A 12,633-nucleotide genomic window follows, 5' to 3' on the forward strand; every position below is an offset into this window, starting at 1 on the left:
CCCCTTTATTATGTAGTCTATTTGTTACAGCACCTGTGCTGTTTGTGAAGATAGTAAACTGTACCAACCCGCAACAGTTGGACGTTCTGCTAAATCTGCAAAAGTGATTTCTTTCCCTTCACGACGCCACTTCTCTACTAAACTCATAATTCTGACCGAATCAAGCCCTCTATTTAATAAGTCCTCATCAATATCAATACTCTCTACTGGCTCACGAAGTAGTTGTGCAACTAATTCATGCACTTCCTGTATAGTGATCCCTTCACTCTCATCACCTTTGACACTTTGTAAATCGTTTAACAGTAGGCTTGTTGATGTCGTTACTGCACATCTATTAGATGCATACTCCAATGCTTGTTTATGATGCTCTAGTGAAAAATCAGCAACTGCATCTGCTACAAAGAACGGCTGAATACCATCCATAAATGCTTCACAAGCTGTTAAAAGGCAGCCAATATGCGCATAAATACCGCAAATAATGAGTTGATCTCTTCCTTGTTCATGTAAAATTTCTAATAGATTTGTCTTTTTAAATGCACTATATCTCCATTTTGTTAGGAATATATCATCCTCATCAGGAGTAAGTTCATCAACAATTTTCTTTTTATCTGGTCCAGCAGGAATACCGTCACCCCAAAAGTCTTGTAATAAACCTCGTTGTTCTAACGTTTGCCCACCAGGTTGCGCTGTATAAACAACTGGTATACCAAGTTCCTTACATTTTTCTCTTATCATTTTAATATTTGAAATAAGTTCTACTTTCGGTGATTCTTTATCGCTATATGCATCAAGAAAATATTCTTGCATGTCATGAATTAAAAGTACTGCACGTTTCGGATCTGGTGTCCAATTCACTTTATTTTTTGGTAGTTCTGATTCAATTGGCATTTTATATACTGAAATAGATGGGATAGCCATCTAATCACTTCCTTCCTGTTTTTATTATTGTTTTACTGTAATAAGTTTTTCAGCAATGACTTTACGTAATTCTTTTTTGCTTATCTTTCCAACGCCTGTTTGCGGGAATGATTCAATAAATTCAATTCGATCTGGAATCTTATAAGCTGCTATACCGCGTTCTCTTAAAAACATTTTTAATTCACTTACTGCCGGAGCTTGTCCGCGAGCTATAACAAATGCACAAGTACGTTCTCCTAAATAATCGTCAGGCATAGATACAATCGCTACATCATGTACTGCATCATGTGCTAATAGATGATTTTCAACTTCTTCCGCGGCAACTTTCTCACCACCACGATTAATTTGATCTTTATCTCTTCCTTCTACAATGATGTAACCTTGTTCATTTACTTTCACAAGATCTCCTGTGCGATAAAATCCATCCTTTGTAAACGATTGTGCATTATGCTCTTCTGCTTTATAATAACCACGAATTGTATATGGCCCTCTTGTTAATAAACTACCTACTTCGCCAGGTTTTACATCGTTGTCATTTTCATCAACAACTCGTACTTCATCGAGTGCAGACATTGGTCTACCTTGTGTATGAATAATAATTTCTTCAGGATCATCTAATCTTGTATAGTTCACTAATCCTTCCGCCATACCGAATACTTGCTGTAATGTACATCCAAATGTAGGGCGTATACGTTTTGCAACTTCAGCACTAAATTTCGCGCCACCTACTTGAATCACTTCTAGACTCGATAAATCGTTATTACGTGAAGATGCAGCATCAAGCCATATCATTGCTAATGGCGGTACGAGAGCAGTAATCGTAACTTTTTCTTTTTCAATAAGTGCAAATGCCTCATCTGGACTACCTCCAGTTGCCAGCACTACTTTTCCACCCGCATAGAAAGTTCCAAATGTTCCAGGAGAGCTCATCGGGTAATTATGTGCTACTGGAAGAACGGCCATATAGACACTCTTTGCACTTAAATTACAAATTTCAGCGCTAACACGTAAACTATAAATATAATCATCATGCGTTCGAGGAATTAATTTAGAAAGTCCTGTTGTCCCCCCTGATAATTGGAGAAACGCAACATCACTTGGCTGAACTTCTGGTAATGGAACGGGATCTATATATAAATCACTTATGTTCACAAATTCTTCTTCTTCTCCCACTACAATTACATGTTGTAAAGTTGGCACTTTCTCTTTCACTTCTCTTGCTAGTTTTCGATAATCAAAACCGAGAGCTTTATCTGAAATAACGTAAGCACTCGCCTCACCAAACTCACAAAAATAACTAATTTCACTGCTTCGATGTGAAGGTAATGCAAAAACAGGAAGTGCCCCAATTCGAAATAGCGCAAAACATACTTCGAAAAACTCAATAACGTTAGGTAGCTGGATTACAACTCGATCCTCTTGCTTTATTCCTAAATTCAGTAGCCCTGAAGCTAATCGATCTACTTTTTTATCAAACTCACTATACGTAATATGCGTATTACCACTTACAACTGCAATTTGATCGCCATATTTTTCAGCTCGCTCTCTTAACATCACGCCAAATGTTTCCCCAAGCCAACACCCTTCCTCTCGATAACGATCAGCAAATTCTTTTGGCCATTTTGTATAACCTGTTAGCATTCTTTCTGCCCCCTACTTTTCATTAAGTGAACTATCATTTAATCCTAAAGCTTTCAACATTGTTTGGAACTTAGCTGATGTTTCTGCTAATTCATCTTCTGGTTTTGACTCAGCAACAACGCCCGCTCCTGCATATAAACGGAGTGTATTTTCTTGTACTTCAGCACAACGAATTGTAACAATCCATTCACCGTCTCCATTTAAATCACTCCACCCTAGCATTCCTGTAAAGAATTCACGGTCAAATGGCTCAATTTTTTGAATCGCCTCTCTCGATTCTTCCATCGGTGTGCCGCAAACTGCTGGCGTCGGATGAAGAGCAATTGCTAATTCCAAAGAAGTAGTATTCGGATCCTTTAATTCACCTTTCACTTCAGTAGATAAATGCCACATCGCTTCACTATGAATAACGGATGGCTTTTCCGGAACATGTAATGTATGACAGTACGGACGAAGCGCTGCAGCAACTGCTTCTACTACTACCGCATGTTCATGTAAATCTTTTGGAGAAGAAAGTAATTCCTCTGCTCTTCTCTTATCTTCAACTGAATCCTCACTACGTGGCCTTGAACCAGCTAACGGATTAGAAATAACTTGCATACCATTACGTGAGACGAGTAATTCAGGGCTCGCTCCAATTAACGTCTTACTATTCTCATTTTCATCTTTCGATAAATTCACAGCAAATGTATATCCGTGCTTATTATGCGCTGCTAATTCTCGAAGAAGTTTTTGCTTATCAATCTTTTCGGAAGAATTAACATCTAACGATCTGGATAGAACGATTTTTTTTAAATCCCCGCCCTTTATTTTTGCAATTCCTTGCTTCACACCATTCATATACACTTCCGGCGCTGGTACAGGCGTCATTTCGAATGTTAAGTTCTCATTTATTTCAAGCTGATTTGTTGTATCCAATTGTAATCGCTCAGAAGTCCTACTATATTCTGGTACGATAAGTTGGACTTCTTTTCTACGATCAAATGGCAAAGCACCGACAACGATAGGATTCGGATTTCCGGCTTGTTTTGCATTACATAATACTGCTTGTACAAGCTCTGGGAAACTTTCAATTTCATGATGCTTTACTGTAGTAAACTCTCCTTCTGCTAATATCGTTCGAGTTGGTGAAGCGAAAAAGAATGAAGATTCAGTCTTATAATCTTCTAGTAATTTTTCTGACAGTTCCTTTACAGCCGTAAATTCCTTCATTGTATAGTAACCCCCTGAATTTTTTATTAAACGCCTAATGTAGCTCCGCCATCAACACTTAAATTATGCATTGTAATATGACTAGCTTTATCTGAAGCTAAAAACAATACTGCTTCAGCAATTTCTGAAGGCTGTGCAATTTTTTGTAACGGTATACCGAGTCTATATGTACTTTGAGAACCAGCAATTATATTTTTTTCTCCATTCTCATCAGCCCATAGTAGCCTTTGCATTTCAGTTTCAGTAGAACCTGGAGAAACTACGTTACAGCGAATGTTGTACGCTGCAAGTTCTAATCCTAAACATTTCATAAACATCGTCGTAGCAGCCTTTGATGCAGCATATGCAGCCATCTCCATTCTCGGCGTATTTGCTGCATTTGAACCAACTGTAACAATTGCCCCTGACTTTCTTTGCATCATATGTTTACTTACTGCTCGGGACATATAGAAAACTCCTGTAGAATTTACAGAAAACGTTTTATTCCAATCTTCATCACTTAACGAGTGAATCGCTCCCATACGTAAAACCCCTGCAACATTTACTAATATATCTATTGGCGCTATTTCATTTTCAATATCATTTACCATCTGTTCAACTGCGGTACTATCACTCACATCTAAGCAAAACGTTTTCAAATGTATTTCATTTAAGAGTTCGTTTAATCCCTCTTCATTTTGATCAACCGCAATAACTGTAGCTCCTCTTTCTAAAAACATTTTGGCAACAACACTACCTATACCTTGAGCTGCACCTGTTACTAAAACAGTTTTCCCATCAAATTCCCCTAAGTTCATTTCCTCTATCCTTTCATTTAAAAATCAATCTAATTAAACAAACAATGATAATGATTATCATTATCATTATAAAAAATAATACACTTACTAAACTAATTGGTCAAGTGTACTTTTCATTAAAATATTATTCATTGATAATGTTTTTCATTTAACGTTCTTACACCGAAATGATAATCTTTCTCAATAAACTTGTCAACCTATTTTTATTTTTCAGATAAAAACTTTAGTGCTTTTCAATACAATTACATCTAAAAGTATTAATAAATACTTACATTAATACTTTAATTCTTACTCCTCTTTGTAAAAATTGAAGATGATAAACTGGAGATCCCTTCAGTTACAAAGCCTTAACAAAAAATCGAGCATTTATTTTCTCAATATTTTTCTGAAAATATATCTTGCAAACATCAATGCATATTTTCTTTATTATTTAAGATTTAATACATATTTCGAATATGATGTATCGATTTATTATATTCCAATATAATCCAAATGGACATTTCACTCACTTTTATATCAAAAAAAATAAAAAATAATTTAACCTTGTTAAAATAACTCAAAAAAAGCACCCTATTTAACAGGATGCTTTTTCGTAACTATAGTGTTATAGAAGATTTATATACTTATGCTACACTGCGATACTCTTCTTCTTGTTCTTTTTTCTGTTTAGGTGCTTGAATTAAAATTGCGATAATGAATGACACGACACATAATACACCGATCACCATAAAGGTTGGTTTGAATCCACCTAGAAGTGCACCGATAAAGGAACCTGCAAGCGCTCCAAATCCAAATCCTTGATACACAATTCCGTAGTTCTTACTATGATTTTTCATACCGTAGAAATCACCAACAATAGCTGGGAAAATCGTGATATTTCCACCAAAGCAAAACGCTACACTTGCTACACATACGAAGTAGATACCGTAATTCAAATCTACGAAACTTAGAACTAATACCGAACTCGCCATAACCACAAAAGTACCCGTAACGATTTTTAAGCGGCCGATTTTATCTGATAACGGTCCTAGAATAATACGACCTAATGTGTTAAATATTGCAACCATAGCCACCGCATTAGCTGCTGTCGCTGCGCTAAGCCCTACAAGTTGAACACCAATGTCTTTTACCATACCAATTAAGTATAAGCCACTCATACATGATGTAAATAACATGATGAATAATAAGTATACTTGTTTTGTGCCTAACATTTCTTTCATTGTATATTCATGAGTGTTTGTTTCCTGAACTGCACCTTGATCAGCAGCTTGATGGATTAAACAAGCTCCAAGGACAATCATAGCTGTAACAATTAAACCCCAATATATAAACGCTTGCGATACACCAACTGAATCAATTAACTTTGCATTTATATATTTGAAAATCAAGCTACCTGTACCATATGCAGCTACAGATATACCAGAGATTAAACCTTTACGTTCAGGGAACCACTTAATTAAATTAGATAGTGAAGTAATATAAGCTGTACCATCTGCGTAACCTACAACAACTCCTGCTAGTACATAAAGCAATATTAACGAAGAAGCTTGTGAACTAAGTACTAATCCTAGTCCTAATGCTAGTCCAGCTATCATAATAAGTTTACGAAGTCCCCATTTTTCTTGTAATTTACTTGCAAATAAAGTTGAAAATGCTAAGGAAAGACTAGTAATTGAGAAAGTTATCGCAACCGCGTTAAGACTCCAACCGTATTTACTAACTAAAGGCTGATTGAATAAACTCCATGTATATATCGTTCCAAGTCCCATTTGAACTATGACTGTACCAAGGACAACAAGCCATGGATTAACAGCTGATTTTTTCATACCTTTCCGCCTCCTCTTTCTATTTCAATGCTTTTCGCTAAGTCTTGTTTTTTTATATTCATTTTGGTCACCTCTTTTGATTTAACACCTTCATTGTATAAGATGTTTTCAGTTATGTAAGCACTTACAAGACAGAGCGTCAAAAACATGGAATCAGTTACAGAAAACGAAGGATGAAATACAAAAAACTACTTATTAAATACGTAACAGTTATTTAAACTGGTTTGTATAAGTTTGATTCACATTTGTTTTTGAACCCTTTCTAAAAAATGACCTAATAAAACCGTCTCTTTAATGTTCATTAAAGAGACGGTTTTATTAGGTCAATTCATAATCCTGACTTTCTTTATACGTTTATCATTGTTTCTTCAAATGTAACAATCGGCTCTACAAATTCCATCATAATGAAAGCATTTTTAATACGTTTTGTTAAAACTTCTTTTCATTCTGCACACATAGACAACAAATATTTTTTTGATAAATAAAACTAAATATTCACTAATATACTTATACGTGGTTTAATATATATAATAAAAAATATTTCTGTCTTTAATGAGGAGGTACTATGAAAGCAAACGTAGGGGATACTATACTTTTTCAACGAAACAATTTAAAGATTACAGGATCTGTACTAAAACTTTATACTGAATCGGTCTTAGTTGAAATTACAAATGTAAGCGGTGGTACTTTTGAATTTGAACGAACAATTGTAAATCATAAAAACTATAAAATATTAAATACGAATACATAAAGTGAAACTTTAATCAGTGGGGGTTTTGTTCATCCCCCACTGATTATTAGTTGAACCAATCGGACGTTTACGGACAGCCCGACTCCCATCTAACTTCTTTGCTCCAACTGAATTTTGAGATGGGAGTTTTACTGTCCGTTAACGCGGGATAAAACAACACAAAATAGCCCCTGCTCATCAGCAGCGGCTATTTTATATGAAAATACTTCATTAGTTTATATATCCTAAAACACTTACAATCTTACTCGCTTTTAAATTGTTAATATGATAATAAATTTCTAAACCTCTTCTCTCTGCTCGTAACACTTTACCCTTCATTTTTGATAAATGTTGTGAAACAGTAGATTGTGGAATATTTAGTAATTCTGTTAATTGTGTTACATTACAAGTTTTTCTTGTACTTAATTCATTTACAATTTGCAGTCGGATTGGATGCGCCATAATTTTTAAAATATCTACATCTTCTTCTGAAACTAAACTTTTTCTCATTTCACTCGTATATGTTGTCATAAGACATTCCCCTTTTATATGAATTCCTTTTATTTAGATCTATTTCCAAAATATTTAAAACTCCGATGTGAAACCTTTATATAAAAATAATAGAATTTTAAATTTTTAAAAACAGAACGAAATACAATTCACTTTATTTATTTGGTACATATACATAATACAATGTTAATATGTGCTCTATGTGAAGTTAGCATAAATTTATAATGAAGATTTTTCAAATAATTCACATCTAACTATATACTCCCTCATAACACTATCCAGTGATTTTAACATATTTTAGGCGTTTGTATATACTATCTACAAAATAAATGTTATTTAGGGGGAATTCAAATGCCTACAATGTTACAAGAAGAAGTTGAAGAAGCGCGCGAAACATATGTCAGTCGTATCATTTTGGTCGGTGGATCGGCTTTATTTTTAGTAGGTGGTGTTATCTCGGCAATTTCGGCTTTTAAAGCTTATAATCGTTTGGAAAATACGCCGCCTTCTACAGATAACTCATAGGTGAATTATCTAATTTTGAATAACAAATAAAGAGGCTGTCCAAAAGATGCTTTTTAGCCAAAATCGTATAAAAAGTGAAAGACAGAAATGTTGATTTTATAACATTTCTGCCTTTTCGATTTCATGTGATTTTACTTCGAAAGAGACTTATGAGACAGTCTTTTTATTTTATCAAAAGTTCTATACTAAAGAATCGCAAATAATATGAATTACAATTGAACTTACTTCACCACAAACCGTGTCTGACTACACCCATCCTTCTGCTTCGTTACTTCTAATACAGCTGGCATTGCGTTTTTCAGCTCTTGAACGTGTGAGATTACACCAATAAATCGACCTGATTTTTGTAAGTCAATTAAGGCGTCAACCGCTTTTGTTAATGACTCCTCATCTAATGAACCGAATCCTTCGTCGATAAACATCGTTTCGATTGAAATACCGCCTTCATATGCTTGAATGACGTCTGCCATGCCGAGCGCTAAGCAAAGTGAGGCATTGAATTTCTCGCCGCCAGATAATGTTTTTACATCGCGTGTTTGGCCAGTATATGCGTCGTATACATCTAACCCTAATCCACTTTGACGATTTCTCTTTTCAACTCGTTCACTGCGTTTTAAATAAAATTGTCCATTTGATAATTTACGTAATCGTTCGTTTGCAATTTGAACAATTTGTTCTAAATACTCAATTAAGATGTAACGTTCAAATGATATACGGCTTTCGTTATCACCTTTCATTACTTCATATAAGTCAACAAGTTCTTGGAAGGCTTTTTCTTCCTCATGAATTTGCTCATCAATACGTCTAATATTTTCATGTAAATCAGAAATATATGCGACAGCATTTTGCGCACGTTGACGTTTTTCTTTAATGATATCAAGGTTAATTTCTAGTTCTTTAATGTGTTCACCTAACGCCGTAATATCCATATACTCTTTATCTTTTAATTCAGCATGTAACTCTTCAATTTGTTTTGCAAGTACTTCAAGAGATGAATAATAGCTTTGAATTTCTTTTTGTAACATATCCATCTCGGCATCACTTAATTTCGCTTCTTTATACGTAATTTGATTTGTAAATCCACTCTGTTCAAGCTCTTTCATAAAGCGCGTGAAAGTCTCTTCTTTCTTCGATTTTGCACTTTCAAATTGATTAGAAGCACCTTCCTGTTCTGCTTGAATACGTATATTTTCATTTTGCCAATGTTGATACGCCTCCTGCACTTTCTTCCATTCGTCCTCCATTAATTTGAGCTCATGTATAGCTTGGTCAAACTGGACTTTCCAAGCTTGGACTGTTTGTAAGTTTTCAGGAATGTTTTTCTTATCATGTTCATATGACGTACGAAGCTGCATACAATCCATTTCTATACGGTGCTGTTCTGTTTCTACCTCATGTTTTTGTTTCTGAAGTGCATCTACTTTTTCTTCTATGCTTTTTATTTTTACAGCTGTTTGCTTACGCGTTTCTTCACTTGCTTTTAACGTATTCACTTCAGTTGCTAATTGTTTTCCTTTTTGAACAAGCGCACTATATGTTTCAGCTAATTCTTCTGAGCGATAACCTCGCTTCTTAACCTCTTCTATTACTTGTTCATATTGAAGATGATAGAAATTCCATTTCTCCTCTACTTGCACATGTAATTTTTCAGCAATGTTCTTCTTGTCTCTTAAATCATTTAACTCTTTTTCATTAATGGCATCACTTTGCTCTGAAGCTTTTTTCGGATGGTTCGTGCTGCCACATACTGGACAAGATTCACCATCATGTAGATGAAGAGCCAATATACCAGCTTGTTCACTTAACCAGCGACGTTCCATATTCTCATATGCACGAACTGTCTCTTGCATCTTAGTAAATGCAGTTTCTTTTTCTTGCTCGAATTTTTGTTTTTCTTGCCATACATCATATGCTTGCTTTAAAACTTTTGCATCTTCTCGCATATTCGTTAGTTCTTCTACTTTATCTACATATCGTTCAAGCACTCGCTCTAATTGCTGTAATTCACCAGACATTAGCTGTTTTTGATTTGTATGCTCTTCTAATTGTCGATCTAAGTTTTGCATACTTTCTTTTAATTTTCCTAGTTGAATTTCTGCATTTTGTAAATTCAACTGTTTCTCAGCTAATGATGCAATAATCGGTTGTAACTCTTCTAATCTTTGAACAAGTTTTTTTGCATTTTCTCTCTCAGGTTCTTTATTCTTTATTGCTTCATATTTCTCCTGAGCAAGTTCAAAATTATTCATTATATTTTCTTTTTTAGCGATAATTTGTTTTAACAAACTTTCAGCTTTCTGCTCATTTTCCATCGCTTCTTCGTGCCATTGTTCAAATGGTAATAAGCGCTTCGCTTGTTCCGCACGCTTAAAAGATATTTCTTTCATTTCAATTACTGAACGGTTTTCTTGTAAAGTATTATATTTCTCATTCTTTTGTTGTAAATCTATAAATTTCTCATTTACAGACTTCGCTGCATGAAAACGTGTTTCAGCATCCTTTAATTGCTTCGTTTGAACATCTTGTTCTACTTGTAATTGCTCAACCTCTGCCTTATACACAGCTGTTTCTTGTTCTAATGCTTCTACTACTTGATGTGTATTTACATGCTCTTGTTCCACTAAAGCCTCTAATAATGCTCCATCTCGAATTGGTAATTTAAAAACATTACGGAAATATAGCTCTCGCTCTTTCTGTTTTTCTTGTAAGACGTCTTTCCATTGTTTTCGTTTTTGGTCAAGTAACTCACGCATTAACTTATAACGATCTGTTTTAAAAATACGACGCAAAATTTCTTCTTTGTTTTCTGTCTCAGATGTTAATAGTTTTCGGAATTCCCCTTGCGGTAACATAACAATTTGGCTGAATTGATGTTTACTTAAACCAATTAAATCTTCTACTTTTTTATTTACATCCGTCACATGGAAACGATCAACAGCCGGAATCTTCTCTTCATCAATTACTTCATATAATTCTACTGCATGTCCCGTAATCGTCTTGTTCCCTTGTTTTTTATGTCCCAGTTGTCGTTTTATTTCATAACGTTTCCCTTTTAACTGAAAGGTTAATTCTACGCTTGTATACACATTATCATCAGCAAATTGACTGCGGAGCATGCTCGTATCACTTCGTTCTTCTCCGCTTGCCTCACCATATAAAACATAACAAATCGCATCAAAAATCGTTGTCTTTCCAGCGCCCGTGTTTCCAGAAATGGCGAAAATACGATGCTCTCCCAAATCGTCAAAATCAATTACTTCTTTCTGTTTATATGGGCCAAATGCCGTCATAATAAGCTGAATCGGTCTCATCCTCGTTCACCTTCCCGTTCTTGCACTGTTTGTAATACTTCTACAAATAGACGTTCTTTCTCTTCTGATAAATCTAAGCCTTTCATTTCTTTATAAAAAGCCTTTAATAATGATAAATCATCCATTTTATGTCTTGAAACAGTTACTTCATTTGACTCCGTGAACTCTCGTCTTTGAATGGCTCTTTCAACATGCATTGCATTTGGATAAACAGAGCGTATTTTTTCCATTGGCTGCAAGACAGGATTTTCATCTAATAATTTTACAAACACGTAATCTTCACTTACTGGATGTTGTAACAATTCATCTATTTTCGCTTCTACTGTTCGCATTTTACGGCGTGGATTAAGTAACCTTTTTTCAATTGTTGCTTCACCTTGCTCGTTCAGTTCCACAATATAATATCCTTTTTTATGTTTTTCTTCAGAAATAGAATAGGCAAGTGGCGAACCGGAATATCGAATTGTCTCATTACGTACGAAATGCGCTTGATGTAAATGTCCAAGCGCTGTGTAATGAAACTTATCAAAATAATGACTATTTACGTATTCAGCACCACCAATTGAAAGCGGTCGTTCAGCATCACTTGTATTCTCTTCCGCTTCTCCAGCAGAAGTTACAAATGCATGACCAACAAACACATGTCTAGCTTCTTTATCCATCGTTTCAGATAGCTCATTCATAAAAATACGCATCGCATCATCATGAGAACGTACGTCTTCGTTTTTCAATACATGTCTAACTATACTTGGATCCGCATAAGGAATGAGATGGAAGTGAACCTCCCCATATTCATCATTTAATATAATCGGCTCATATGGAAATTGAAATTGCCCCACAATAAATAATCCTTGTTTCTTCATTAAACTACTTCCAAAATGAATACGATCTGGACTATCATGGTTCCCAGCAACTGCAATAACTGGTGTTTGTAAATCAATCACTATTTTTTGCAGCACATCATTTAATAAGTCTACTGCTTCTGTAGGTGGAATTGCTCGGTCATATAAATCCCCTGCAATAATTACGGCATCTGGTTTTTCTTCTTCAACAGCTTGTACAAACTGATCTAGTACAATCTTTTGATCTTCAGTCATATACACGCCATGAACAAGCTTTCCTAAATGCCAATCGGCTGTATGAAATAACTTCATGGTTTCCTG

10 protein-coding genes are annotated in these 12,633 nt (G+C 35.0%); 2 read left to right on the forward strand and 8 right to left on the reverse strand.

Annotated elements, in window-relative coordinates:
* Nucleotides 1–24: 24 nt before the first annotated feature.
* From PDK19_RS05220 to PDK19_RS05240, 5 genes are all read right to left on the reverse strand, one after another.
* A complete protein-coding gene (locus PDK19_RS05220; protein WP_001007250.1) occupies nt 25–918 on the reverse strand; it encodes an isochorismatase in 894 nt (297 codons plus the stop codon).
* A 24-nt stretch (nt 919–942) separates the two neighbouring features.
* A complete protein-coding gene (locus PDK19_RS05225) occupies nt 943–2,559 on the reverse strand; it encodes a (2,3-dihydroxybenzoyl)adenylate synthase (RefSeq protein WP_242296310.1) in 1,617 nt (538 codons plus the stop codon).
* A gap of 12 nt (nt 2,560–2,571) precedes the next feature.
* A complete protein-coding gene (dhbC, locus tag PDK19_RS05230; RefSeq protein WP_073530897.1) occupies nt 2,572–3,771 on the reverse strand; it encodes an isochorismate synthase DhbC in 1,200 nt (399 codons plus the stop codon).
* Nucleotides 3,772–3,797: 26 nt separating this feature from the next.
* Nucleotides 3,798–4,568 (reverse strand): 2,3-dihydro-2,3-dihydroxybenzoate dehydrogenase, encoded by a 771-nt coding sequence (dhbA, locus tag PDK19_RS05235; protein ID WP_049111590.1) that lies wholly within the window; start codon nt 4,566–4,568, stop codon nt 3,798–3,800.
* A 623-nt stretch (nt 4,569–5,191) separates the two neighbouring features.
* Complete coding sequence (locus PDK19_RS05240) at nt 5,192–6,394, reverse strand: L-lactate MFS transporter (RefSeq protein ID WP_049111588.1); 1,203 nt, start codon at nt 6,392–6,394, stop codon at nt 5,192–5,194.
* Nucleotides 6,395–6,959: 565 nt separating this feature from the next.
* Between PDK19_RS05240 and PDK19_RS05245 the strand changes: the two genes are divergently transcribed.
* Entirely contained in the window at nt 6,960–7,145 is a 186-nt protein-coding gene (locus PDK19_RS05245; RefSeq protein WP_000646794.1) for a YkvS family protein, read from the forward strand.
* 210 nt (nt 7,146–7,355) lie between these two features.
* On the opposite strand, the gene PDK19_RS05250 is transcribed toward PDK19_RS05245, so the two are convergent.
* A complete protein-coding gene (locus PDK19_RS05250; protein WP_000214798.1) occupies nt 7,356–7,655 on the reverse strand; it encodes an ArsR/SmtB family transcription factor in 300 nt (99 codons plus the stop codon).
* 330 nt (nt 7,656–7,985) lie between these two features.
* Here PDK19_RS05250 and PDK19_RS05255 point away from each other — a divergent pair, with 330 nt between their 5' ends.
* A complete protein-coding gene (locus tag PDK19_RS05255; protein ID WP_001142746.1) occupies nt 7,986–8,159 on the forward strand; it encodes a hypothetical protein in 174 nt (57 codons plus the stop codon).
* 221 nt (nt 8,160–8,380) lie between these two features.
* Here PDK19_RS05255 and PDK19_RS05260 read toward each other — a convergent pair whose 3' ends face one another.
* Together PDK19_RS05260 and PDK19_RS05265 are read right to left on the reverse strand one after the other, a co-directional pair.
* Nucleotides 8,381–11,470: an AAA family ATPase gene (locus PDK19_RS05260; RefSeq protein ID WP_074615335.1), complete on the reverse strand. Its 3,090-nt coding sequence runs from the start codon at nt 11,468–11,470 to the stop codon at nt 8,381–8,383.
* Nucleotides 11,467–12,624 carry an exonuclease SbcCD subunit D gene (locus PDK19_RS05265; protein ID WP_000765139.1) on the reverse strand — a complete coding sequence of 386 codons (1,158 nt, stop codon included), beginning with the start codon at nt 12,622–12,624 and terminating at the stop codon, nt 11,467–11,469. The genes PDK19_RS05260 and PDK19_RS05265 overlap by 4 nt, the downstream gene beginning before the upstream one ends.
* Nucleotides 12,625–12,633 lie beyond the last annotated feature (9 nt).

Source organism: Bacillus cereus group sp. BcHK124, from assembly GCF_027712065.1.
In the GTDB taxonomy this organism is placed as follows: domain Bacteria; phylum Bacillota; class Bacilli; order Bacillales; family Bacillaceae_G; genus Bacillus_A; species Bacillus_A pacificus.

Excerpts from the sequence above, each read along its gene's own strand:
- PDK19_RS05220 (WP_001007250.1), bottom strand. The coding sequence starts at position 918 with ATGGCTATCCCATCTATTTCAGTATATAAAATGCCAATTGAATCAGAA.
- PDK19_RS05240 (WP_049111588.1), bottom strand. The coding sequence starts at position 6,394 with ATGAAAAAATCAGCTGTTAATCCATGGCTTGTTGTCCTTGGTACAGTC.
- PDK19_RS05255 (WP_001142746.1), top strand. The coding sequence starts at position 7,986 with ATGCCTACAATGTTACAAGAAGAAGTTGAAGAAGCGCGCGAAACATAT.
- dhbA (WP_049111590.1), bottom strand. The coding sequence starts at position 4,568 with ATGAACTTAGGGGAATTTGATGGGAAAACTGTTTTAGTAACAGGTGCA.
- PDK19_RS05260 (WP_074615335.1), bottom strand. The coding sequence starts at position 11,470 with ATGAGACCGATTCAGCTTATTATGACGGCATTTGGCCCATATAAACAG.
- PDK19_RS05250 (WP_000214798.1), bottom strand. The coding sequence starts at position 7,655 with ATGACAACATATACGAGTGAAATGAGAAAAAGTTTAGTTTCAGAAGAA.
- PDK19_RS05265 (WP_000765139.1), bottom strand. The coding sequence starts at position 12,624 with ATGAAGTTATTTCATACAGCCGATTGGCATTTAGGAAAGCTTGTTCAT.
- PDK19_RS05225 (WP_242296310.1), bottom strand. The coding sequence starts at position 2,559 with ATGCTAACAGGTTATACAAAATGGCCAAAAGAATTTGCTGATCGTTAT.
- dhbC (WP_073530897.1), bottom strand. The coding sequence starts at position 3,771 with ATGAAGGAATTTACGGCTGTAAAGGAACTGTCAGAAAAATTACTAGAA.
- PDK19_RS05245 (WP_000646794.1), top strand. The coding sequence starts at position 6,960 with ATGAAAGCAAACGTAGGGGATACTATACTTTTTCAACGAAACAATTTA.